The sequence below is a fragment of the Bradyrhizobium sp. LCT2 genome (assembly GCF_009931255.1).
GTDB classification, from domain to species: Bacteria; Pseudomonadota; Alphaproteobacteria; order Rhizobiales; family Xanthobacteraceae; genus Bradyrhizobium; species Bradyrhizobium diazoefficiens.
In genome coordinates, this window is record NZ_CP034432.1 from 8312791 (window position 1) to 8338212 (window position 25422).

Sequence of the window (25422 nt, forward strand, 5' to 3'; positions counted from 1 at the left end):
CAACGGTGCAAATTTGATGACGAACTCCGTCGTTTGGCAAAACAGCACGAGACGACGCGCCTCAGATGACGGTCCCGGGTGTCAGCGTCGTGAACGCCCTAACGTTCCGCCACACGATCGATGACCCTCCGCGCTTCCGATCGGCCTCGACGATCGGCGCCCACCTGGGCCTTACGCCGCGTACGTAACCAATCTGGCGAAACTGACACCAACAGCAAGATATCCCGATGGGGCGACCGACTTCTCCGAACTTACAGCTCGAGGCCGCGACCGTTCTGCTGTATCGAACAAAGAAATGGACTTGCCTCAAGGCCGGGGGGATGAACCTCGCAAGCGGATTGGCATGAGGAAGGCAAAGGTAGCCATTGCCCGGAAGATCGCCGTAACCTGCACTTCATCTGGGTCGACGGCACATCGTTCGACTGGGGGCAGGCGAAAGAGGCCCAATCCTATTTTGCAAGTTCATAGTCCGGTCCGCCGGACTGGCGATGTCCCGCGGGGACGGTGGTCGTGGCGACCTCGGTCAATCGGCTGGTGACGGTTCGTCCGCACTCCGCCGCAAATGTTGAGGCGCGCGATCCGGACGTCATCATGAGGCGCTTGCGAAACGGGAATGACCATGACCCCAGCTGCGACATCAAACCCAATCACGCTGAAGCCGCCAACGACATCGATTATCCAATCCCATCGGCGATCGTCTCCGCGATCGCTCCGTCTCCGCAACCCCGACAGCTCCGACGGAGCAATCGCTGCCGGCATGTCACTAGAGAGAAAGAATAATAGCTCGACAACAACCCGCGTATTCCTCCGTTGAGGCCGTTGAGGACCGCCTTGTTTGATGGACGCGAGTGCTGCAGGTCCTAGGGGTAATCCCAGGAGAAGCGCTATGACGATTTCGCGGGCGGAGGTGATCACATCGGTCGAGCGGCGGCGGCGGTGGTCGCAAGATGAAAAGGAACGGCTCGTTGCAGCATCGCTCGGGCTCGGGGCTACAGTTCCCGAGGTGCCTCGCATGGCCAGCCTTCATGTGAGCCAGCTGTTCAGGGTGCGCAAAGAGCTTTGCAAGCACGGTGAAACGAGTGTAGCGCCGTTGATGCCGGTCGAGATTAGCCCGTCTGTGCCGCCGCGGGATGTGGCCGAAGCGCCGTTGATGACGAAGCGCTGCGTCGAGTTCTCGATGCTCTGATGCGTCGATGATCCCGGTACGGCGCATCTCGAGCTGCGGATCGAGAAACACAAACGCGAACTGTACGGGCCGCGGTCTCCACAAGTCACCAATACCTGGATAGCAGAGCTGCTCGGCAGGCGTCCCTTCAATGTCGTGACGGTTGCGACTTCGCTCGCTTCCTCGACGATGGCAGGATCTGCTCGTCTCAACGACGTCGATCCCAAGGGCTGGCTCGCCGACGTCCTGGCCCGTATCGCCGATCTTCCCCCATCGCGTCTGCGCGTGCTGCTGCCCTGGGAATGGAAGCTCCTGCGCCAAGCCGACAAGGCCACCGATCAGCAGGTCGCCTAACCTTCGCGCAGCCCATCATAGAGCTCGCCACGCCCGCGCGCATGCGTCAATCAGGCGGTCTTCGTCGTCTTCGTCGTATGCGTACCTACCCGCAATTAAAGGGCGGATTGAAAGTGAGGCCAACGCGCCGCGGCCCCTTGATGCTGGGATGCCAGCTAGGGAATTTCGAAGCCCACAATTGAGGGTATTCAACGCCCGGCGACACCCAACCGAGCGGGCGGCGAGCCCGCCACTGCCTGTGAGTATGGGGGGACATGATTACGACCGCAGGCAGGTCTGACGATCAGTGAGGCTGCGTGGACGGTTACATAGCGTCACAGCCGTAACTCTGATCATCTCTAAAGTCCTGATGACGAGATATAGACTATGGACCGGGATGCCACCCCTTCTTGCGCAGCGTGCTGTCAGACTCTAACAGCGTCGATTGTCAGCTCTGAAACAATGTCTGATTGTCGACGCTACAAACATTCGTAGAAGACGCAGAGCAAGCTGCGATTTTCATCGGCACGTCCATGCTTGGTTCATCTACGAAGATCTCGGATCGCTGTCACAGAGTGGGTGAAGCTGAAGGTTGCCTTCTTGCGTGTCGCCACGAGCGCCGTGATCGTCAGCTTGCTCTGAGGCAACAAAACACTAGGCTCAAGCGATAAGGTCGCGTTGGCTTGGCGCCTCCGCCCTCATATCGCGTCGGACGTATCAGACGTGATGCCGACGGCCATTTGTTCTTATGGACATCGAGATTGTCGCTCTGCTCAGCAAGGGGTTTATACCCAGGCGTCGGTCGGCGAACGCAAGTGACAAGCTTCCGCGAACAACAGTGGCCTTTGGCACGAATGTGGCATCAGAACTCAGTGCCAACGCGGACATCGGTTCGCACGTGATGGCCCATAACATTGGGGTGAAGGAACCTCTTTGATGAGGACCGTATCGATTGAGTTCACCAGGTTGGTGTTTGTGTACTTCGTGAGCGTGCTCGCGGCCTTGCTTTTGCTGGTGGCGAGCATTCGCGGAGCCATCGAAAAACACCCCGGCTATCGGAGTGATTGCGCCGGGATGCTGATTGTTTCTTCTATGCTACTTGTTGATAATTTTCAGTCGGAATGCCGCGCTCTCCTTCTTTTCGGTGACAACCAGCCCGCACGAAGAAAGATCTTTGAGGGGGGTGCGGATCTGTTCAGCGTCAATGGGGCTAATGCGAAGGCACCGTGCAACGCTGTATCGGCTCCTGTGATTCTTCCAGCGCCCTCCCGTCTGCGCTGTCGATCGATGACGCTGAGCAGTGACGAGCCGTCATATTGTCCCGACGAAGACGTTCTAAAGAGGAGAGCAGACAAAGGGTGCCGAGTGGCGTCGTTCGCGCTTGCAGGATCGTTCCGGCAGAATAGTCCGGCTCTCCGTGCGGAGGCGCCTGCCGGTCCGATGCTGATGCAGAGGCCAGTCTCTTTGGCACCTCATAGTTTTACGACCTCAGCCGGGGTCACAATTAGCTTCACGTTGATCATGGCGTTAAACCCGAGCGGTACTGCTTTTGGTCCAAAGGTCTTTATGGATGCCGACAGTAAAGCTTTGGTCTGCGCGATCTCGCCCACGGATGCGGAAAGCATCTCTGCGTTTCGGCACTCGCTGGCGCAAGCCTTTGTTCAACAAGCGGCGAATCCCGGCGGGGGACTCCCGAGCAAGGATGTCGATGATTTGTTCGCGAACAACTGGGCTGCTAATGCAACAAATGGCATTATGGGCGGTTGCCTGCTCGGAAATAATAATGGAAGGGGAGCGATAGTGTAGCGCAGCACGTGGGCTTCGCGAACTCCACGAACGAGTCCGGGTCGCCAGATCCGGATTGAGCGTAATCCGCCCGATATGCTCGTCGCCCAGCCATTCCATGTCGTCGAGCACCCGCCCTCTGGCCGTGAAGCGTGCCGAATTGAAAAGTGCGGTGCATGCCGTCGCTTGATAATCGTGTGGGCGCGTCGGGGTGCGGGTTAGCGGACAACTGGCAGGCAGTCTTCATAACTTGGGCGTCGACGATCGACGATCTGGTCCCTCATCGAACACAGGCGGCGCGCCCTCATCAATCGCCATCTGGGCTGACGACCGCTTACACGCACTAATGAAATCGTGCGTTTCACCAACTACCGATACCCTGCCAAGGGCTCGATTGTCTGGTTCGGACCAATGTCGACAACCGGACGCACGTCCCATGAACGAACCCGCTTGAGGCTCTATCTTCGAGCGGCATGCAGCTTGCTTCGTTTGCGCAGGCGCTCGGTATTGGACAGAGTGCATGATGCGATTTGGAGTTCTTCTTTGAGTAGCCACCACCATTGCGCTTCTAGCCGGCGGCAGGCCGGCTGGGCCGACTTTGGGCCAGCAGTGAAGCCCTGGTGCCAATCCGCAAACGGGGGAGCAGAACACAGCATTGGGCTCTGGCCCCGGCGCGGTTGCGTTATTTGCGGCTTCGGTCTGAGCCTTCCCATGCAGTTGAGGTACCGTGTTCACCATCTTTGTGTTCACTGGTTGTGGCTAGTTGCATCTGGACGTCAAGAAAATGTGCGTTCATGCATCTGGTGACTTCCGTCTGGCCGCCAGTACTGGTTGGCCGCTTTATCAGATTGTTGGCCTTGCTGACCCGACGGAAAGGTTAGTGGCTGTGGCTGCGCATCGTCACAAACTGATTGCGGTCGCGCCGGGGCGCGATCCGTGGCTCTTCACGTCGCTAGTCTGCCACTGCTTGCTTGCCATAGCCCTTGTCATCGCGACTGGTTTCGGCCCCGTCGTTAAGGCATCCGCCCAGAGCTTCACCTACAATCCGCTGCCGCCGCGTCCGAAGCCGCCGAAGGTCGCCAACGACAACCAGATGCTGGTTCAGGCGACCGAGGTCGTCTACGATTACAACAATTCGCGGATCTCGGCGGTCGGCAACGTGCAGCTGTTCTACAACGGCACCAGCTTCGAGGCCGACAAGGTCATCTACGACCAGAAGACCAAGCGGCTGCATGCCGAGGGCAACACCCGCATGACGGATACGGAGGGTAAGATCACCTATGCCGAGATTCTGGATCTGTCCGACGACTATCGCGATGGCTTCGTTGATTCGCTCCGGGTCGACACCGCCGACCAGACGCGGATGGCTGCGACCCGCGCCGACCGCTCCAGCGGCAACTACACCGTGTTCGAGAACGGCGTCTACACGGCCTGCGCACCCTGCAGGGACGATCCGAAGAAGCCGCCGCTCTGGCAGGTCAAGGGTGCCCGCATCATCCACGACCAGCAGGAGAAGATGCTGTATTTCGAGACGGCGCAGCTCGAATTCATCGGCGTTCCGCTCGCCTACATGCCCTATTTCTCGACGCCCGACCCGACCGTGAAGCGCAAGACCGGCTTCCTGATGCCGGGCTTCACCTCCTATACGGCGTTCGGCTACGGCATCGAAGTCCCGTTCTACTGGGCGATCGCGCCCGATATGGACGCGACCTTCAACCCGCGCATCACCTCCAAGCAGGGCGTGCTATTGCAGACCGAATTCCGCCAGCGCCTGCTGGACGGCGCCTACCAGATCCGCGCCTACGGGATCCATCAGCTTAATCGCGGCAATTTCCCCGGCCAGCCCGGCGACCGCCAGATCCGTGGCGGCGTCGAGACCAAGGGCCAGTTCGCACTGAATGACAAATGGGTGTGGGGCTGGGACGGCGTTCTGCTGTCCGATTACTATTTCATGTCGGACTATCGCCTGGCGGCGTATCGCGATCCGCTTGGATCGTTCCTGAATCTGCCGACGGAAGCCATCTCGCAGCTCTATCTGACCGGCGTCGGCAATCGCAGCTTCTTCGATGCCCGCACGATGTACTTCCTGAGCTTCTCGGGTAACCAGCAGCAGGTTCCGGTCATCTATCCCGTGATCGACTACTCGAACGTGCTCAACTATCCGATCTTCGGCGGCGAGGTCTCCTACAAGACCAATTTCGTGAACCTGTCGCGTGATACCGCCGTGTTCGATCCGATCACGACGCTCGCCAACACCAACAGCCTGTGCACGACGGCGTCGGCCGATCCGCTCGCGCGCACGCCTTCGCAGTGCCTGTTGCGCGGCTTCCCCGGCACCTACACCCGCTTGTCGGCGGAGGCGCAATGGCGCAAGTCCTACACCGATCCGTTCGGCGAGATCTGGACGCCCTTCGCGATCCTGCGCGCTGACGCGATCAACGCCGACGTCTCGAACCAGCCGGGCGTGTCGAACTACCTGCCCGTCGGCGACACCCAGGCGTTCCGCCTGATGCCGACCGTCGGCCTCGAATACCGCTATCCCTTCATCAACGTTCAGCCCTGGGGCTCGACCACCATCGAGCCGATCGCGCAGGTCATCATCCGTCCGAACGAGACCTATGCCGGCAAGCTTCCGAACGAGGACGCGCAAAGCTTTGTATTCGAAACGTCGAAACTGTTCAGCGTCGACAAGTTCTCCGGCTACGATCGCGTCGAAGGCGGCGGCCGGGCCAATGTCGGCGTGCAGGCCACCACCCAGTTCGACAGGGGCGGCGCCGTCAAGGTGCTGTTCGGGCAGTCCTACCAGCTGTTTGCCGTCCGGGATTCCACCAATACTGGCCTCGATTCAGGTCTCGACAAGCCGCGATCCGACTATGTCGCGAGCGTCGACTACTCCCCGAACCGAACCTACACCTTCAGTGTCCGCGGCCGGTTCGACGAGCAAACCTGGAACGTCCAGCGCTTCGAGGCTGAAGGCCGCGCCAATTTCGACCGCTGGTCGCTCAGCATGATGTACGGCAATTACGCGCCGCAGCCGGAGCTCGGCTACCTGACGCGACGCGAAGGCATTCTCACCTCCGCATCGGTGAAAGTCGCCTCCAACTGGCTCATGCAGGGCTCCGCCCGCTGGGACCTCGAAGCCAACAAGATCAACCAATACGTGGTCGGCGCCGGCTATGTCGACGATTGCTTGGTGCTGGGATTGAACTATCTGAAATCCTACAATTTTACAGTAGGTGGCGTGCCCCCCGTCTTGAATGAAACCTACATGCTAAGTATAGGTCTACGAACATTCGGGACGATCGCAATCGGCTTCTGAGGCACGGATAGCGCGGCATGCGGGTCACGTCGGGCGACGTCACCACCACGACCGAGGCGCGCGATGGCGGGCAGCGGTCACGGCTGTGCTGGGAAAGCTCGAGTTCAACGAACGCGCAGAACTGGTCCACTTCATCCATGTCGCTTATCCGAGGGACCGCTGAGACTGAAATGGATCCCGGTTTTGGGACCAGGGGCGAAGTTAAGGGCCGCGCATTGGAAGCGGTGCTGGAGCAGGCGACGGCGGCCGTTCTGGCCCAGCGCTATGAGGTTCACCCGAACCAGATCTACGCATGGAAGAAGCACCTGCTGGACTAGGCGGCCGGAGCGTTTGACGCGGGTGTCGGGCGCGAGAGCGAGGAAGCGCGCGAGTTGTCCGTGAACAAGCCTCCAAGCACTTGATTGGGAGTCTGTTTTCCGGTTGCGGCGGCATTTGAGATTGCAGGGGATTGAGGCTTCACAGCCCAAAACCCTGCAATTTCGATTTTGGATTTCCCTGCCGCTGCGAACCGTGATTCTGTGCTGCATCGGAGGCACCGATGCGACCAAAGAAGCACAGGACGACAGGCTCGAACGATCTGTTCCGGTCCCGGCTGGACCAGATCATCAACATGCGACACGAGCTGGTTCTGCTCGCCGGCAGGGTCGATTGGAACTGGATCGACGGCGAGATCGCGCCGCTCTACAGCGACAACGGCAGGCCGGGTATCGCGACCCGATTCATGATCGGATTGCTGCTGCTCAAGCACATCTACGGCCTGTCCGATGAGGGGGTGTGCGAGCGCTGGGTCCACGATCCGTACTTCCAGTTCTTCACAGGCGAAGAGTTTTTCCAGCACGTTTTCCCGCATGAGCGCTCAGACCTGAGCCACTGGCGCAAGCGGCTCGGCGACAAGCTGGAGCGGTTGTTGGCCGAGAGCCTTCGGGTGGCGCACGCGAGCGGTGCGTTGCGCAGCCAGGACCTCAAGCGGGTCACGGTCGACACGACCGTCCAACCGAAGGCCATCAGCTTTCCGACCGACGCCAAGCTGCTGCATGCAGCGATCCGCGGGTTGAACCGCCTGGCGAGGAAGCACGGGGTCAGGCTCCGGCAATCCTATATTCGCGTGGCCAAAAGCGCGGCAATGATGGCGGGCCGCTACGCTCATGCCAAACAATTCAACCGGCATCAGCGACAGCTGCGCCTTCTGCGCAGCCGGCTGGGCCGGATCATCCGCGACATTCGCCGCAAGACCGAGGGCCAGCCCGCACTGGAGGAGGCATTCGCCCTGCCGCTGAGCCGAGCCACCCAGATCCGCTCGCAGCAGCAGCGCCAGCGCGGCTTCAAGCTGTATTCCTTCCATGCTCCGGAGGTCGAGTGCATCGGCAAGGGCAAGGCCGCCGCGCCCTATGAGTTCGGCGTGAAGGCATCCATCGTCACCAACAACCAAAGAGCTCCCGGCGGCTTGTTCGTGCTCCACGCCTGCGCGCTGCCGGACAACCCCTACGACGGTCACACCCTTCGCGACGTCATCGAGCGCACCGAGAGCCTCACCGGCTGCCCGATCGAACGGGCCTATGTCGACAAGGGATATCGCGGCCACGACACACAAAATCCCCGCCGCGTCTTCATCTCGGGCCAGAAGCGCGGCGTCTTCGGCGTCATCAAGCGCGAGCTACGCCGCCGTTCCGCCATCGAGCCCATCATCGGACACATGAAGAACGAAGGTCACCTTGGCCGCTGCTATCTCAAAGGCCGCGCCGGAGATGCCGCTAACGTTCTCCTCTCGGCCGTTGGCCACAACCTCCGCCGTGTCCTGGCTTGGCTCAGAGACCTTTTGTCCCTCTTCCTGCTCTCACTCTGGCCAACGCTCAACTGTCCAGTTCAGCCCAATTCGGCTTATTAACGATCGACGCGCGAACGCGAGTAGCTGCAAGCCAAGATCGGACAATGACAGTCGAGCGCGATTTGTATGAGCAATCTCACGTCAAGAGACATCATCAGGTCATTTTGCTTCCCCTGTGGGAATCGATTTTGTGCATTGGCGGGCTTCGGATTGAGCGGCGGCGGCGCTCCGCACCTAGCGGAGCCCGACGGCGTCGTGTCTCGGTTCGATCGGATTGCCGGGTTCGATAATCTCTCGTGCGCGCGTGCGTTTGGCGCATCAACTTATATCCAACAGCTCCGTAACGGCATACGACAATCCTGCATGCACGAACCAAGACATCGAGGAGGCATCAGGCGCCTGGAAAACTGCGCGCCGATGGCGGTCTGGCGGACCGCTGTAACCGGCGCATTCGGCGAAGAGTGTAGAAGTTTTGACTTAATCTGACGGCAAGGTTTGAACTGGCAGGGAATGGAGCTGCGGGCGAGCAGGAGCGCTCACCCAAAGGGCGCTCCCGCGCAGCCCGCAGCGTGCGGCTGAACTGTTGAATGATCGCGTGGTGCCGTTCTTCGATGCGCGGGGCATCCCACTGAACCGAATCCTGACCGACCGCGGCACCGAGTATTGCGGCAATCCGGAGCATCACGAATACGAGCTCTACCTCGCCGTCGAAGACATCGATCACACCCGCACCAAGACGAGGAGCCCACAGACCAACGGCATTGTTGAGCGCTTCCACCGCACCGCGCTCGAGGAGTTCTATCGCGTCGTGTTCCGCAAGAAGATCTATCCGAGCATCACCGCCTTGCAGAGCGATCTCGATGAGTGGATCGCTGCCTACAATGAGGTGCGCCCGCATCAGGGGCGCTGGTGCTACGGCAAGACGCCGATGCAAACATTGCTTGACGCAAGTGCTCTGTCGAGAGAGAAATTGTTGCCGGCTGCGTGAGGTCGGACATGAAACCTTTGTCGGACACCTGCCGCGGCAAAGCACTCACTGTCAGCTCAAGTCCCTTCTTTTACAGCGAAGAGGCTGTGGATATGTCGCTTCCCGCAAGCGAGAAGCTTGGACAGCGCTGCGCGTTGCCCACATCCCGCAGCCACAACAGCGGCACGCAAGAGTAGCGTATGGGAAGAACGAACGGCAGCAGCTCCACTTAAGAACCGGACCCGGTGGTCCTCAGCAAAGGGTCCACTTCAATTCCCTGCCAGTTCAAGCCTTGCCATCAGTTCTACAATTTCGCGTTATGCCGTTTGGTAGGAACATGCTTTTCGCTCCAAAGAGTGCGCAATTCGCGTCGTCGGATCGTCCAGTGATTGCCTTGAGAGCTGGCCCCGGTTGTTTGGACAGCGCCCCGCTGGATTTAAGTGGATTCCTGCCGGGTTATGCTGAACGCGGGGCTTTACGATTTTGTCGTTGCGTCGGGAGGGCGTAGCCCGACCAGAGCGACGACAAAATCGTCGGCGACGGTCATGCGGCCATCACCATAGCTTGCGTGCCGAAGTAAGCCTCGTCGGGCGTGCGGTCGTCAAGGCTCGAGTGAGGGCGTCCCTGATTGTAGAAGGCCAGATACTTGGCAATTGACGCTCGCGCCTCGGACGCGCTGTCGTAGGCGCGGAGATAAACTTCTTCGTATTTGACCGTGCGCCAGAGCCGCTCGACAAACACGCTGTCGCGCCAGGCGCCCTTGCCGTCCATGCTGATGGCGATCTTCGCGTCCAGCAGCACATCGGTGAACTCGAGGCTGGTGAACTGGCTGCCCTGATCCGTGTTGAAAATCTCGGGCCTGCCGTGCTTCGCCAACGCCTCCTGGACCGCTTCGACGCAGAAGGCCGCCTCCATTGTGATCGAGACGCGATGGGCCAGGACCCGTCGGCTGAACACATCGACGACCGCCGCGAGATAGACGAAGCCACGCCGCATCGGAATGTAGGTGATGTCCATTGCCCACGCATGGTCGGGCCGCTCGATCTTCAATCCGCGCAACAGGTACGGGTAGATCTTGTGACCCGGAGCCGGCTTGCTCGTGTTCGGGCGACGATAGACCGCCTCGATCCCCATGCGCTTCATCAGCGTCGCGATGTGGCCGCGACCGGCGTATACGCCCTCCCGCCGCAGCAACGATCGCAGCATACGCGCTCCCGCGAAGGGATAATCGAGATGCAGCTCATCGAGCCGACGCATCAAGGCAAGGTCCTCGGCCGAAACTGGCCGAGGTTCATAGTAGACCGTGCTGCGAGCCAGCTTCAGGACCTTCGCCTGGCGCACGATAGAAAGATCATGACCGCGGTCGATCATCGCTTTGCGCTCAGTAGGCCCGCCTTGGTGAGCGCGCCGGACAAAAAATCGTTTTCCAACGCCAGCTCGCCGATCTTGGCATGTAACGCCTTCAAATCGACCGGCGTCTCGGCCGATGTCTTGTCGTGCCCAAACACGCCGGCGGCGCCTTCCAGGAGCTGGTTTTTCCAGATCGTGATCTGGTTCGGATGAACATCAAACAGTTGCGCCAGCTCCGCCAGGGTCTTGTCGCCTTTGACCGCAGCCAAAGCAACCTTCGCCTTGAATGCCGGAGAATGCGTCCGGCGGCTCTTCTTCGTCATCTTCGCTCCTGATTCGCAGCAAGAATCCTCGCCGCTGTCAGGCAGAAAATCCACTCAAGCTACTGTCCGAATTTGCGGGGCCAGCTCTCTTGTGACCCGTCGTCGGCCAGGTGAGACTTTGTTGTTGCTGCCGAGCCGGCGTTCATCACGATTCCGCAAACACTGGTTTCAATGCCGCCAAGATCCTAACTCCAATCTATCGTTCTCCCGACAATAACTGGTCTAAGCGCGTACGAGACATCTCTTGAACCGGATTAGTGCACTGTCAGCGGGCTCCTTCAGGCGATCGGTCTTGACATATATCCGCTTGTGACGCCTCATTCCGGTGGCGCCGAACCAGTTCTTCTGCATCCACTGGCCTCATCTTTCGCTCCGATATCGTTTACTCAGCTCATCATGCTGTCGCGCTCATCCGCGCGAACAACATTGCCGCTTCCGATGGCCCTAGCCCAACGATGCCTACAAAGCTCGGCGGCGGCATTGGGATGCCCCGATGAGTGGGTCTCCACAGGTGCAGGCAGTATCGGCTGTTATTCACATACTGCGAATGTGGCGGATGCAGCTGCATGACGCACTCCTCTTCATCCCAGAACAGGTCTTTGACAAAGCACATCTCCTCCCAATTCGGACAACGCCGCGGCGTCGAGACAGCGACATGTTCCCAGCCAGGACGGACAAATCCACTTATCTTGAGTTCACACCCGCAAGGCCCCTGCACAAAGAACAGACCGCAAGGGCCTGATCCCGGAACGGTAGCGAACTGGCCGTTTTGCACGCGGCCGGCCTCCAACTTCTCTATGATCTGCGCTCGCACGCCCCCTCCTTTGCCTCTCGGATGGCCTTGAACTCGACGTAGATGACGTTGTCTCGCAACTCATTAACCGGCTGGGTCCTCTGCGCGGCGTTGCTACATCGCTCTTCAGCGAACCATCTGCCGATAAAGCTGCAGATGTCCATCGTCACTCTTCTCCTGTTATTAGTTTTCTAACGCTGGCATCGTGGCTGACGAACGCTCTCGAAGCTCGTTGATTGCCTGACTACGAGCCGCGCAGCTTCTGCGCGATGGCGAATAAGCCCGCAGATCGCACATTCCCGCTCATGGTGGCCCGACGGGGTTCGCTCACGGGACAACTCCGTCATCAAGCCCTCTCATGCGAAGCATCTTGTCATCCATGCCCGCCGGTGCTGGCCGCACATCGCCGAACAGAGCGCCCGCACCAGCAATTGTAATATCCGCCATCGAGCTTTCGTGCGTCCAGCAAGCGTTCGTGCCCCTGCCAATTCATGTCTCATGGCGACTTGCTTAAGTCCATGAAATCGGCGGCTCTTGGCTCATCGCCCGCCCTCAAGGAATCGCTCGTCATCATGGCAATGCTCTCAATAAACCTTTTGCATCTAAATTCCATGATGGTTCTCAAACCAGTGCGGCACCAGGTGACGCTTCGCGGCGATGTTGCTGCTTCGTGAGGTCGTACTTGATCATTCGCTGCTTTCTCGCCGAGTCTGAAACAGTGCCATTGAGCCATCTATGTGACCACGATTGAGTTGTATGGGGTCAAATCGAACGGGCTCACACCAGAGCCGCGGACGCCTGGCATGAACTGTCTTCGAGCCGATAACAGCCAGCGGATCGCCTACCATCTCGGTGCTCCTTGTAAGTCGGCGATCAGGAACAATGATTAATCGATCTCATTGACTGCAAATGCGACCGGCGGCCGATCTTCCCGCGTCACTACGATGCAACTCCTAACGCATTGTTTCCGGTATCGCGCACGCGAAGCGCTCACCTTTTTGCCGCTAATACGGGCGTTGTCTTTCAGAGGTCGACGTCGCGAATCCGACAACGGGCGGCGACTCCGTGTCGCCAACGCTGATAGCGCGCTTGTTTTTTTGCATCAAAGCCGTGCAGGCACTCCTCCGTCGTGGCATGTAGGTTGCTGTGGTGACGGAACGCGACCTCCCTGTACCGACGATGCGCGAGCATGTCATCGGCCGGATGCTAGCCGCGCAACAAACAGGGATTCTGATACTCGCGCTTTGAAAGAGGACTGCGAACTTATGAGTGATACGAGGCATGTAAGGCCTGGACTTTTTCCGCGGACCAGCGCGGCAGGTGATGAAATGACACATTGGCGCGCACCAAAGCACTCAACGATCAACCATTATGGCGCCGATTGTCGCTCCTGGCAGGCGCAAAGGAGGTGGAACCTGTGGCCTCTGGCCGCACTCCTCATAAATGCGCTGCTTTGGGCTGGTATCTACTGGATCATCGCAGCGTTCTTCTGAAATAATCTCGCGGCTGGCAAAGGCGCGAGGGGCTTTCCGACGCCCCTCACGTGCCGCGGCCGCAACGTATGCACACCATCAATCGGACGTGGAGACCTCTTCACAGACTTGGTCAAGCCCAGACTTGGCGCGGCTACCAGGATATAAAATCCGCACCTCCGACCAACGCAAACGAAATATTGAGGCATGACGCAGATGTCTCGAATTGGCGAAACTGATATGCGGCCAGCTTGCCCGCGTGGATTGCAGCGGCGATGAAGTGCCAAACACTGACCTGTAACAGCTCAACACGGCCACGCGAGGATGGCATCCGGCCTTCTACGTTCAGCGCGACGCATTGACTGCAGGCGGAAATCTAGGTTCGGCATCTTCATGATAAGAGGATTAGCTTTCGAGAAGCTGACTAAACGAGTAGACTGAAGTGACCGTTAGGCAGGCTGCCTGCTCCGCCTTCTCACTTAGTCGATCGTTAATAAGCCGAATTGGGCTGAACTGGACAGTTGAGCGTTGGCCAGAGTGAGAGCAGGAAGAGGGACAAAAGGTCTCTGAGCCAAGCCAGGACACGGCGGAGGTTGTGGCCAACGGCCGAGAGGAGAACGTTAGCGGCATCTCCGGCGCGGCCTTTGAGATAGCAGCGGCCAAGGTGACCTTCGTTCTTCATGTGTCCGATGATGGGCTCGATGGCGGAACGGCGGCGTAGCTCGCGCTTGATGACGCCGAAGACGCCGCGCTTCTGGCCCGAGATGAAGACGCGGCGGGGATTTTGTGTGTCGTGGCCGCGATATCCCTTGTCGACATAGGCCCGTTCGATCGGGCAGCCGGTGAGGCTCTCGGTGCGCTCGATGACGTCGCGAAGGGTGTGACCGTCGTAGGGGTTGTCCGGCAGCGAGCAGGCGTGGAGCACGAACAAGCCGCCGGGAGCTCTTTGGTTGTTGGTGACGATGGATGCCTTCACGCCGAACTCATAGGGCGCGGCGGCCTTGCCCTTGCCGATGCACTCGACCTCCGGAGCATGGAAGGAATACAGCTTGAAGCCGCGCTGGCGCTGCTGCTGCGAGCGGATCTGGGTGGCTCGGCTCAGCGGCAGGGCGAATGCCTCCTCCAGTGCGGGCTGGCCCTCGGTCTTGCGGCGAATGTCGCGGATGATCCGGCCCAGCCGGCTGCGCAGAAGGCGCAGCTGTCGCTGATGCCGGTTGAATTGTTTGGCATGAGCGTAGCGGCCCGCCATCATTGCCGCGCTTTTGGCCACGCGAATATAGGATTGCCGGAGCCTGACCCCGTGCTTCCTCGCCAGGCGGTTCAACCCGCGGATCGCTGCATGCAGCAGCTTGGCGTCGGTCGGAAAGCTGATGGCCTTCGGTTGGACGGTCGTGTCGACCGTGACCCGCTTGAGGTCCTGGCTGCGCAACGCACCGCTCGCGTGCGCCACCCGAAGGCTCTCGGCCAACAACCGCTCCAGCTTGTCGCCGAGCCGCTTGCGCCAGTGGCTCAGGTCTGAGCGCTCATGCGGGAAAACGTGCTGGAAAAACTCTTCGCCTGTGAAGAACTGGAAGTACGGATCGTGGACCCAGCGCTCGCACACCCCTTCATCGGACAGGCCGTAGATGTGCTTGAGCAGCAGCAATCCGATCATGAATCGGGTCGCGATACCCGGCCTGCCGTTGTCGCTGTAGAGCGGCGCGATCTCGCCGTCGATCCAGTCCCAATCGACCCTGCCGGCGAGCAGAACCAACTCGTGTCGCATGTTGGTGATCTGGTCCAGCCGGGACCGGAACAGATCGTTCGAGCCTGTCGTCCTGTGCTTCTTTGGTCGCATCGGTGCCTCCGATGCAGCACAGAATCACGGTTCGCAGCGGCAGGGAAATCCAAAATCGAAATTGCAGGGTTTTGGGCTGTGAAGCCTCAATCCCCTGCAATCTCAAATGCCGCCGCAACCGGAAAACAGACTCCCAATCAAGTGCTTGGAGGCTTGTTCACGGACAACCACTTACGTGTTGCGGCAAAGGACCGTCGGGATGCCTCGCCCTACGGTGCCGCCTCAACGTCCCGTGCAAGCGCACTGACTCGCCTGCTGAGCGACATTTTATTGGATCGGGTAGCGATCAACAGGCCGGGGCGTTTTTATGGAACCGCAGCGACGCTTTACAGCTCTTGCTCAGGCCACATCATCCTCGCCGCTGCGCGTCTGCCACACCTGGGCACGGAGAGCCAGCTTGTCATATTCCATGGCAATCTTAAGCAGCCTGTCTCTCGGTTTGCCGTCGGCGAGCGCTTCCGCCTTCTTTCGCGTTGCTTCCGCACGGCCTCGCCAGTGGTCGGGCTGGTAGAGTTTACTTTTCGGATTCATGCCGAGAGCATGCAATTCGTAGATCAAAGAAATGCGACACGGGCCTCCGTATAATAACGTAACAGCGACGCTCGTTGCCCGGCTGCCGAAGCGGACAGTCGCCCTGCACAGCCGCTATTCAGAAACGCCAAAGTGCGCATTGCAGCCGAAGCTCGTACGAAGATTGCACAGCTCCAACATCTTCAGACGATCGGACGCACGAAGGGGCTTGAATCGCACTTAGCGTTAGATTGTACGATCCTGGACACGTGGGAACGACCTCTGACAATCCAGACGCTTCCTGACAGGTCATGAGAATTGCAAATGTCTCAAACATCTAAACTCACCTGCCACGACCGCATAAGACCACAAGATCCTCCAGATGCCCGCTTGTCCGCGCTTCATCGGAGGTGTTCCTGTCGCAACTGGACGAATCGCGCGTTTCGAGATCTGCACGGCAGGCGCTCCCACCACCGTAGCCTCACCGGAACTGACGCAAGACGAATTCTCCATCCCAGATACCCCACCCACGTCTTCACATAACGTGGAACACAGGCGCGCGATTACACCAAAGATAGTCTCGGCGCGCGCCATCATGGTTCGCTCTGCACAATCGAATGCATCATCAACAATGCCTTGAGCGCACCTGGCTTTTGCCTGATCTCTCTGCCTCGCGATAACTGGCCCGGGCCCCTCGCGCCGGCTACGGGGTCATTAGTCGGCTGGCGGGTACGCTGAGCCAGAGTACCTAAGCACCTGTCACGCCCAAGCAATGCCTCGCGACTCCAGGCAGGCACCGACCGCACAATCGACCGGAAGCTCCAAAATGATCCCTTGCTGGACCAGTTCAGCCGCCAGTACTTCCCCTCTTCGGCTGGCTCCGCCACTTCGGCAGGTGTCGTTTCTGTCGTGCCGGACCGATGACCAGCACCGTACAGTCAAGACCGCAAAAGTGGAAGAACGAGCTTGCGGCACCGCGCTTAAGCAGTTCCGGCCTGTTTCCCCCCGGTTGACAGGTCATGTTGCGCTTTGCGCAAAGAACAATACCGCAGCCTCACCGATTTGAAGGGATATCATGACTCAAAATCACCGAGCTCAATTGGCTTCCAGCCTCACAATTTACTACTGCGCCATCGCTCTTGCGGTCGCAATGACAGCTGTGATGCCCGGGCCAGTCGACGCGCGCGATCAAGCGCCGACCGCAGAGGAGAAAGAGGCTTGCATGGAGGACGTGTTTCGCCTTTGTAGCAGCCACATACCAGATCGCACCGCTATCACTACCTGCCTCAGATCCAGACAAGCGAGCCTCAGTCAGCAATGTCGCTACGTGATCTCCGTGCGTGACACTGGCAAGAAAAGCAAGGACTCGAACTGAAGATATGGCGGCCTGTTCGTTTGCCTCATCCTCAGAAGTGGACCCAGCCTGACCAGCAGGACCGTCGCCCAAGGTCAGGTGACGAGCATGGCTCGCCTACAATTGACCGACGCTCTGGTTCAATCGCGCTTGTCTGGATCGGCGAATGCGCAAATTACCCTTCAATACCGGTCTGACCGCGAATACGGGGAGATAGCCGCACGTATCATCAAAACGTTGCACAAGCTTGGACGTCGTTCTGCAATTGCCCAGCATGAGGTTGACGAAGGGACCCCGGCCGTCTCAATGGCCGGCTTGGCCATTCCGATCAGCGGCCGCCCGCCGATCGCAAGCTATCTGAACATCGCGCAGATTATCGCTGCCGCCCACAAGGCGAACGCCGGCGCGATACATCCGGGTTATGGAGTGCTTTCTGAGAGTGCGGAATTCGCGAGGACAGTGTTAAAGGCCGGAATTGCGTTCATTGGGCCGGTTCCAGAAACTATCGAACTAATGGGCGATAAGATCCGCGCCCGTAATTTCGTTCAGGGCAACGGCTTCGCACCCTGCGCCATCGAGGAAGATGATCCGCCAACATTCGTTTCGAGAGCGCGGGCTGTTGGAGTTCCTTTGCTCGTCAAGGCCATCAGGGGACGGTGACGGCAAAGGAATGCTGATTGTACGCGACCATGCTACGTTGGAGGCAGCCATTGAGCAATCGAGCAGTGAAACGCGTCGCTGCTTTGGAGATGTCCGACTTGATGTTGAACGATATGTCGAAAGCCCTCGACATATTGAAGTACAGGTGCTCGGTGACTGCTTCGGTAACCTGATCCCTCTCTTCGAGCGCGAATGTTCGGGTGCAGCGCCGTTTCCAAGAGATCATCGAGGAAACGCCCACGCTGGCGCTATCGCCGGAATTGCGGACCCCGGTTTGCGAGAACGCTCCTGCTCTTCCTGCAGAATGCAACGGGCTTGATGGTTGGCCGCGAATATGAACGGCGTGGGATCACCAAGGACGCAAAGCTGATCATGGCGCGTCCGTGCCGACGTTTGCGATCATTTGTAATAGCTCGCACGGCGCAGGAACTTACGCTATGTCGGGACGCGCGTTTGATCCATGCGCTTTTCGACGCGCCGCAGTACGGCGTAGTCCGACTGTAAGGCGGGACCGAAGACCGGCGGCTCACCGCCTCATGTGGGCGGATCAACGGAACACGTCCATCGCTCTACGAAGGCTGTCCTGCGCACCTTCATTTGCAATCGGCTGGGGTTCTTTTGTAGAGCGGGCTCGATCTACCCAGCACCGATAGCCTCGAAGCAGGTAGAGGAAGCCGCTTCAACGCTCCACGACGGCGGCGCCGGAAAGCCATAAGGCTTTGAAGGATGCGGTGATCCGGCCGGAACACCGCGGTCAAGAGGGCGCTGCGGACGCGGCAAGCGGTCCCTAGACAGTGCCATTGGTCCCGGCGTCAAGCAAACTGCAAGTTCCAACTAGGCGGCGATCTCCTATCGACGGCACCATAAAATGAAGCTTGCCCCTCACGTAGCGTCAGGTTGTAGCCTCGCCAAGGTGCGCACACTCAACCGACTGCCGCCTCAAGCGTCAATGAGACCATGCCCCGTGGGGCGGGCAGCTGCATCAAGGCAACCGGTGCCAGGTCTCTTCAACGATGCTTCGTTGAACGGAAGAGCGCGAGGCTTGGACAAGGAACGTGTAAAGTTCGATGGAAGCGCTTAGATCAATCATCGGCAAAGTTGCCACCGGCGCCACTCTGACGCGTGAGGAAACTGCGTCAGCCTTCGAAAGCATGATGTCGGGGTACGCGACTCCCTCGCAAATCGGTGGCTTGTTGATGGGGATGCGGGTCCGGGGCGAGACGGTCGAAGAAGTCACCGGCGCCGCCTCCGCGATGCGGAATAGGATGCCGCGTGTCGAGGCGGCATGCGACCCCTTCGGTATCGCTGGCGCGAGCGACACCCTTATGTATTCGGTCAACGTGTCGACGTGTGCTTCCTTTATCGTCGCCGGGGCCGGCATTCCTGTCGCCAAGTATGCCAGCCGCGCTGCGTCTTCGGGATCAAGCACCGCAGACTTGTTGGTGCGGCTCGGCGTGAAGGTCGATCTCAAGCCTGAGGCCATTGCACGTTGTGTGCAGGAAGCCGACGTCGGCTTCATGTTTGCGGCAGCCCATTATCCGGCGATGCAGCGCGTCGGCCAGATCCGGAACGCACTTGGAACCCACACGATCTTTAATCTGATCGAGCCTCTGTCCAATCCGGCCAGGGTAAAGCGGCAGATCGTTGGGGTGTTCTCTGCCGAATGGGTCCAGCCCCTGGCGCACGTTTTGAAGAACCTTGGGGCCCAGTCGGTATGGGTTGTTCATGGCTCGGACGGGCTCGATGAAATGACCCTCACCGGTCCAACCTTTGTTGCTGCGCTTGAGGCGGGTATAGTCCGCACCTTCGAAGTGACGCCGGAAGAAGCCGGGCTCCCCCGCTGCCGCAACGACGCGCTGGAGAGCAGCGATGCCGAGGCTAATGCCGTTGCACTGCAAAATGCGCTTGATGGCGTACCAGGTCGATTTCGCGACGCTGCGCTTTTGAACGCAGCGGCGGCATTGGTCGTGGCCGGGCGGGCCTCGACCCTGCAGGAAGGCGTAGCACTTGGACAAGAATCACTTGATCGCGGCGCCGCAGCCGCTCGACTGAAGCGCCTGATCGCGGTTTCGAACGCGTGACAGCTAGGCTGGCCGATGTCCCAGTATTCCGACCAAGACTGCGGCTCACGAGCGCGACGATATTGCAGCCGCGAATGCGCTCACGTCTGTGGGATTTCAAGGAGCGTGCGCCGCCTGCACTCGCCCCGACCAAAGCAATTCGCGCTGAGCACGCGGCCCGAGAGCCAATTTTTTTTATCGAAGAGCCTGTTGCAGCCGGGGTTGCCGAGGTGAGCCCCCGACGAAGCGCGCGCTGCGCTCCGAAGGAGAAAATCGATGATGTCCCGGCAGAATATTGAAGCACTCGGATCTATTGCAATGATAGAACACATCATTCGGAAGTTTCGGGAATTGATCGATACAGATAGCTCGATCCCGCCGGAGCTGCGGGGTGCGCTGCACGCGACGCTCGATAAGCATCTTCTCGAGGCAAAAAAGCGTGTTCTCCTAAAAGTGCCTTAGGTGCGCCGCTGCCGTCTACGTGCGGAGAAACTCTGGCAGGCGCGCACCGGTACCGCAATCGGCATCATCCCATCCGCACGGGGGCCCAGCGAGGCTCCAGCCCAGCCGGTCGGATCGCGACTCCATGTGCACTTCGCCGGCCGCTCAGCGTGGTTTCCTGCTTGAGAAGGGTCCTATTGTGCGGCAATTCTCAGTTGGCCGCTGGATCGCTGATCCGGCCTACACGGCGAAATATTGCACGTCCGTCGGGTCATGATGGTAGCTAATCCAGCGGACACCAACGAGATGACGAACTCTCTTGACGCAAATTGCAGCGCTGAATGCTTGCGACACCAGACCGGCCGATCCGGCAGCCCGAGAGCTTGGCCATGTTCTCACAGGCTGCCAAAAAAAGCTTGAATCTGACGTAACGTTAAATTGTACGGTCTTGAGGTTGGCACCTATCTTGGTCTGCCGCCGGGATTATGAAGGATTGCGAATGTCTCAGCAGGTCAGATCCACGACCCGATGGCGCTACGGCTCGCTCGTAGCTTTGAATGCTTAGGCATTCAGGAACCGAAACTATGGGGCTAACCTGAGCCGAGCCACCAGAGAGCCGCGCGACACCGCGCCAAAATCAGTTCGCCGAACCGGTTTTGCGCTCTGTTCAAACTACTTTCCCGTGGCTGGCTAGGCATTTCCATGGCGCAAAGGTGCGGCTGACGGCGGGCCTCCGCAGGTTTCCTAAGATCCTGAGCTGCGAGTGCCGCTCCGCGTGATCCCGCGGCATCGGAAGATATTGCTTGGCATTATGGAGCATCCAAGTTGAAAGAGCCCGACGGCGTCAAGAAGGTCCTGTTAATCGACCATATTGAAGGCCAATGCCGTTGCATCATCGGCTTCAAAGATGGAGATGCCAGAGCGGCCTATATGTGCGGCGAGCCTGTATATCAAGGACGCGGCAAGAAACTATCTTCGTGGTGTGCCTATCACTACCGACAGATGCACACGACCGTCGCCGAGCAGAACAGAGTGAGCGATCAATCGCCCGAGATCCCTCAAGCAATATCCATTGTTCGCAGCCAATGACAACCATCCAGAACCAAATCCTGCCAAGGCGGTGCGATCATAGCCTGTACGAAGGCCAACCGAAGCATACGAGCGGGAGCTCGAACAAGCATTTCGGGGTTGCGACTGAAGCGCATCGGGACAATCGTGCTGTGCGGACCTGATGCGCATGGATAACAAGTTGGATCGCTGCATACTGATCGAGCGCGTCATTGCTGGCCTGGGCTTGCATCATGGCTGGCACCAGGGCTGCCAGCGTCGACCGGCCCCGCTCGAATGCATTAAGCGTGGTCTCCGGCATAAAGCGGGTGTGGAGCACCTTGTCGTATAGCGCGACGATCTGGGTCGGAAGAGCGCGGCGATCAGGATGGCGAGTCAGTGTCGCGGCGCGATGATGATCGCCGCGATGATTGTCGCGTGCAAGCGTTTTGTTGGCTCTGGTTGTCGCGGAGCGTCAATCAAGCGAGCGTTTTTTGTGTCGCGTGCTCCGGTGGCCGCCCTGGACCACGCTTTCGCTCGAGGGCAGTGCGCCTGCGATAGCTCTCGACGTTCATCTCGACGATGGTGGCGTGGTGAACAAGGCGATCGATCGCCGCGAGGGTCATAGCTGGGTCCGGAAAGACCTTGTTCCATTCTCCAAAGGGCTGATTGGCGGTGATCAGCAAAGAGCGTCGCTCGTAGCGTGCGCTGATGAGCTCGAACAGCACACTGGTCTCGGCCTGGTCCTTGGTGACATAGGCAAGATCGTCCAAGATGACGAGATCGAAGCGATCGAGGCGGTTGATGGCGCCCTCGAGGTTGAGCTCGCGGCGAGCCACCTGGAGCTTCTGCACGAGATCGGTGGTGCGGGTGAACAGGACGCGCCATCCGTTCTCGATGAGGGCCAAGCCGATTGCTGCCGCCAAGTGGCTCTTGCCTCCACCGGGCGGACCAAACAGCAGCAGATTGGCGCCCTTGCCGAGCCAGCCGTCGCCGGCGGCGAGTGCGGTCATTTGCGCCTTGGAGATCATCGGCACGGCCTCGAAGTCGAAGCTGTCAAAGGTCTTTCCGGTAGGCAGCCGCGCCTCGACGAGATGGCGCTCGATGCGGCGGCGGCCGCGCTCAGCGATCTCGTGCTCGGCAATGGTGGCGAGGAAGCGCGCCGCCGGCCAGCCTTCTTTATCGGATTGCTCGGCAAATTGCGGCCACAGCGCCTTGATGGCGGGCAGCCGCAGCTCGTTGAGCAACAGATTGAGGCGCGCGGTGTCGACTACGTTGGTTGTGCTCATGCGGCGCCTCCGATCTCGGCGGTACCGATGAGGCATTCATAGGTGGCGAGCGGTGCGAGGCGTACCACGACGTTCGGCACCTGGGCGGGATCCGGGGCGAAGTGAGTACGTAGCCGGTTGAGGTCGGGCAGCCGGCCGTCGTTCAGGTCGGCCGTGAGCTGATTGGCGAGTTCGGCCTCGCAACCGCGCTCATGGGCGAGTGCGAGGAGATCGACCATGATCCGGCAGGCCTTCTTGTCCGGTAAGCGTTTGCGCAAGACGTCGAAGGCTCGGCGGTAAGCTTCCCGGGGGAACAGCTGGTCGCGGTAGACCAGGTTGAGGAGCGCCATCGGCTTGCGCCGCAAGGAATGGATCACGTGCCGATAATCGACGACCTGATCGTGCTTGCCATTGGGATGCGGCCGCCCGCGCGGCAAGGTGAGGAGATGCGTGCCGCCGACAAACACGTCGAGGTGATCGTCATACAGGCGCACCCGCAGCCGATGGCCGATCAAGCGCGACGGCACCGTGTAGAACACCTTGCGCAAGGTGAAGCCGCCGGACGACGTCACGTGGACGATCACCTCTTCATAGTCCGACGTGCGGCGGTCCGGCAGATCCTGAAGTGCGCTACGTTCACTGTCGATCCGCTTGGCGTTGCGGGCATTGCGGCGGCTGGCGATCTCATGGATGAAGCCACGATAGGCAGCCAGATCGTCGAAGTCGGCGGTGCCACGCAGCAACAGCGCGTCGCCAATCGCTCGCTTGAGATGACCATGCGAACTCTCGATCGCCCCGTTCTCGTGGGCGATGCCACGATTGTTGCGGGAAGGCCGCATGCTGTAATGGGCACAGAGGTCTTCGTATCGCCGCGTCAGATCGTCTTTGGCGTCGCGGTCGAGATTGCAAAAGGCGGCCGACAGGCTGTCGGTGCGATGCTCCCGTGGCGCCCCACCGAGTGACCACAAGGCATTCTGCAGGCCTTCGGCCAGAGCGACGAAGCTCTCACCGCCGAGCACGACATGGGCGTGCTCAAACCCGGAATAGGCCAGCCGGAAGTGATAGAGACGATGGTCGAGCGGTACGCCCGCGATCGTGACACCCAATTCGCCCATGTCGGTGAAGTCGGACAGGCCGCGCTGACCGGGTTCGTGGGTCTGGCGGAAGATGACCTCCTGCTCCTCGCCGTGGATCGCCCGCCAGGCCCGGATCCGGCGCTCCAGCGTGCGACGGATGCCGGCGCCGAGCTCGGGATGGCGTCGGAGCAACTCCTCGAAGATCGTGACCGGCCGCACACCGGGGGCGGCCTTCAGCATCGGCACGATATCTGTCTCAAATACGCGGGCCAAGGGATCTGGCCGGCGACGGCCGCGGGGAGCCTTCTTCTGCGACGGAAGGCGTCGATCCTTCTCGATCCGGTAAGCGGTCGAGGTGCTGAACGACGCCTTGGCGGCGGCCACGGGTGGGCTATCGGTCTGACGGTACTTCATGTAGAGCCTCATTTGGTGATCGGTAATGTGTCGGCCTGGCACGCGAGTGATTCCTCTTGGCGGAAGAACCACTTGCATAACCAGCCGGCCGCGATCACCAGTCGGCGCGGTCCGCTGTGGATCGCGCCGACGCCGGGCTCGTAACTCCGGTCGGGCTACGCCCTCCCTGCGTCATGAGCCCGGCGTAGCCCTCTCATCATGGTCGACGCTCCACTTCCATCCTGTTCGCCGCGCGGCATTGTCGAGCGCTTTGACAAAATGAAAAGTGCTCGGCGGCCGCACGGCGCCAATTCAATGATACGAGGATTGCGCCGAGCCTCGCAGCAGGCATAGAGCAACGCCAGATAATCAGGTCTATTGAGGCTGACGATCGCGATCCGGTCTCCCCTCTGGACGCCGAGCTGGCTCTTGAAGGCGCGGGCGATCCGCTCGATCTGTCGATTGAGGCCGGCGTAGCTGAGAGTCTGCCCCTGACTATATTTAAATCGCTCAATTCATCCGAACTTGCCCAAGCTTTCGATCGCGCGCTGGAAAGCGGTACCCTGAGGACGTGAGGTGAATGTCTGCTTCGTCTCGTTAGAGCATTTTCCGACCGGAATGAATCGGGTGGGGATTCCCAAAGCGGCGCGAGTCAGATTCAAGCTGCATGCTGGCGAGGGAGGCCAGCATGTATGGCCAGGGCGCTTTCGGTTGATCTTCGCCAAAGGGTGGTAGCAGCGATTGACGGTGGCATGTCCTGTCGACAGGCTGCCGAGCGCTTTGGTGTCAGCGCGGCCAGCGCGATCCGCTGGCGCGGTCGCCTCAAGGAAGTTGGCGACATCGTTCCTAAACGCCAGGGCGGTGACCGCAAATCGCAGCGCATCGAAGCGCATTCGCAATTGATTCTGGAGGCGGTGAACGCGAAGCCGGATATCACGCTCGCCGAGTTGCGAGAACTGTTGAAACGTCGTGGAATATCGACTGGCATCGCGTCGCTCTGGCGTTTTTTCCAGCGCAGAAAGATCACACTTAAAAAAAGACAGCGCACGCCGCCGAGCAACGGCGCGGCGATATAAATGCCGCGCGCGAGGAGTGGTTCGAAGGGCAAATCGATCTTGACCCTGAGCGTCTCGTTTTCATCGACGAAACCAGCGCCAACACCAAAATGGCGCGGCTTCACGGGCGCTCGCCACGCGGCGAGCGATGTCGTGCAGCTATCCCACACGGACATTGGAAGACGACGACATTCACCGTTGGATTGCGCTCCGACGGTCTGATCGCGCCGCTTGTTCTGGACGGCCCAATGGATGGCGACGCTTTCCTGGCCTACGTCGAGCAATTGCTCACCCCATCGCTGCGGCCGGGCGATACCGTTATCATGGACATGTGTGGACGCCCCCGTTGGTGCAAGAAGAATCTTTCGCCCCGCGGGTCACTTCAAATT

At 59.7% G+C, this 25422-nt stretch carries 16 protein-coding genes and 4 pseudogenes; 14 read left to right on the forward strand and 6 right to left on the reverse strand.

Annotated features, from left to right (window positions below):
• Window positions 1–65 precede the first annotated feature (65 nt).
• The 8 genes and pseudogenes from EI171_RS46155 to EI171_RS39285 form a co-directional block, all read left to right on the forward strand.
• Complete coding sequence (locus EI171_RS46155; protein WP_246740379.1) at window positions 66–188, forward strand: transposase; 123 nt, start codon at window positions 66–68, stop codon at window positions 186–188.
• A 698-nt stretch (window positions 189–886) separates the two neighbouring features.
• A complete protein-coding gene (locus EI171_RS39255; protein ID WP_161536449.1) occupies window positions 887–1186 on the forward strand; it encodes a transposase in 300 nt (99 codons plus the stop codon).
• A 177-nt stretch (window positions 1187–1363) separates the two neighbouring features.
• Window positions 1364–1519, forward strand: a pseudogene (locus EI171_RS39260) (transposase domain-containing protein); the annotation flags it as partial.
• A gap of 915 nt (window positions 1520–2434) precedes the next feature.
• A complete protein-coding gene (locus EI171_RS39265; RefSeq protein ID WP_246740380.1) occupies window positions 2435–3304 on the forward strand; it encodes a hypothetical protein in 870 nt (289 codons plus the stop codon).
• Window positions 3305–4250: 946 nt separating this feature from the next.
• Window positions 4251–6602, forward strand: coding sequence for an LPS-assembly protein LptD (locus EI171_RS39270; protein WP_371740559.1), 2352 nt, complete (start codon window positions 4251–4253; stop codon window positions 6600–6602).
• A 170-nt stretch (window positions 6603–6772) separates the two neighbouring features.
• Window positions 6773–6919, forward strand: coding sequence for a transposase (locus EI171_RS46540; RefSeq protein ID WP_143279288.1), 147 nt, complete (start codon window positions 6773–6775; stop codon window positions 6917–6919).
• Between the two features lie 221 nt (window positions 6920–7140).
• Window positions 7141–8487, forward strand: coding sequence for an IS5 family transposase (locus EI171_RS39280; protein ID WP_161532315.1), 1347 nt, complete (start codon window positions 7141–7143; stop codon window positions 8485–8487).
• A 496-nt stretch (window positions 8488–8983) separates the two neighbouring features.
• A pseudogene (locus tag EI171_RS39285) lies at window positions 8984–9415 on the forward strand (integrase core domain-containing protein); the annotation flags it as partial.
• A gap of 522 nt (window positions 9416–9937) precedes the next feature.
• Here EI171_RS39285 and EI171_RS39290 read toward each other — a convergent pair.
• The 3 genes from EI171_RS39290 to EI171_RS39300 all read right to left on the reverse strand — a co-directional run bounded on the left by EI171_RS39290 (window position 9938) and on the right by EI171_RS39300 (window position 15727).
• A protein-coding gene (locus tag EI171_RS39290; protein ID WP_161536451.1) for an IS3-like element ISRj2 family transposase occupies window positions 9938–11067 on the reverse strand; the annotation gives its coding sequence in 2 pieces (ribosomal slippage) (window positions 9938–10815 and window positions 10815–11067; 1131 coding nt in all).
• A 2755-nt stretch (window positions 11068–13822) separates the two neighbouring features.
• A complete protein-coding gene (locus EI171_RS39295) occupies window positions 13823–15169 on the reverse strand; it encodes an IS5 family transposase (protein WP_161536452.1) in 1347 nt (448 codons plus the stop codon).
• A 339-nt stretch (window positions 15170–15508) separates the two neighbouring features.
• Window positions 15509–15727: a hypothetical protein gene (locus tag EI171_RS39300; protein ID WP_245448762.1), complete on the reverse strand. Its 219-nt coding sequence runs from the start codon at window positions 15725–15727 to the stop codon at window positions 15509–15511.
• A 1414-nt stretch (window positions 15728–17141) separates the two neighbouring features.
• On the opposite strand from EI171_RS39300, the gene EI171_RS46165 reads away from it, so the two are divergent.
• The 5 genes from EI171_RS46165 (at window position 17142) to EI171_RS39320 (ending at window position 21283) form a co-directional block, all read left to right on the forward strand.
• Window positions 17142–17693 carry a biotin carboxylase N-terminal domain-containing protein gene (locus EI171_RS46165; RefSeq protein WP_246740381.1) on the forward strand — a complete coding sequence of 184 codons (552 nt, stop codon included), beginning with the start codon at window positions 17142–17144 and terminating at the stop codon, window positions 17691–17693.
• A 10-nt stretch (window positions 17694–17703) separates the two neighbouring features.
• Window positions 17704–18012 carry a hypothetical protein gene (locus EI171_RS46170; RefSeq protein ID WP_245448758.1) on the forward strand — a complete coding sequence of 103 codons (309 nt, stop codon included), beginning with the start codon at window positions 17704–17706 and terminating at the stop codon, window positions 18010–18012.
• 748 nt (window positions 18013–18760) lie between these two features.
• Window positions 18761–19774, forward strand: coding sequence for an anthranilate phosphoribosyltransferase (gene trpD / locus EI171_RS39310; protein WP_161536453.1), 1014 nt, complete (start codon window positions 18761–18763; stop codon window positions 19772–19774).
• Between the two features lie 255 nt (window positions 19775–20029).
• Window positions 20030–20215, forward strand: coding sequence for a hypothetical protein (locus EI171_RS39315; RefSeq protein ID WP_097668530.1), 186 nt, complete (start codon window positions 20030–20032; stop codon window positions 20213–20215).
• A gap of 804 nt (window positions 20216–21019) precedes the next feature.
• Window positions 21020–21283, forward strand: coding sequence for a hypothetical protein (locus EI171_RS39320; RefSeq protein WP_161536454.1), 264 nt, complete (start codon window positions 21020–21022; stop codon window positions 21281–21283).
• Between the two features lie 437 nt (window positions 21284–21720).
• Here EI171_RS39320 and istB read toward each other — a convergent pair whose 3' ends face one another.
• The 3 genes and pseudogenes from istB to EI171_RS39335 form a co-directional block, all read right to left on the reverse strand.
• Window positions 21721–22530: an IS21-like element ISBj11 family helper ATPase IstB gene (gene istB, locus EI171_RS39325; RefSeq protein ID WP_018270204.1), complete on the reverse strand. Its 810-nt coding sequence runs from the start codon at window positions 22528–22530 to the stop codon at window positions 21721–21723.
• Window positions 22527–24077 (reverse strand): IS21-like element ISBj11 family transposase, encoded by a 1551-nt coding sequence (gene istA, locus EI171_RS39330; protein WP_161536455.1) that lies wholly within the window; start codon window positions 24075–24077, stop codon window positions 22527–22529. Before istA ends, istB begins: the two co-directional genes overlap by 4 nt.
• A gap of 190 nt (window positions 24078–24267) precedes the next feature.
• Window positions 24268–24493: pseudogene (locus EI171_RS39335) on the reverse strand (AMP-binding protein); the annotation flags it as partial.
• Window positions 24494–24670: 177 nt separating this feature from the next.
• Here EI171_RS39335 and EI171_RS46180 point away from each other — a divergent pair.
• Window positions 24671–25362, forward strand: a pseudogene (locus tag EI171_RS46180) (IS630 family transposase); the annotation flags it as partial.
• Window positions 25363–25422: the final 60 nt, after the last annotated feature.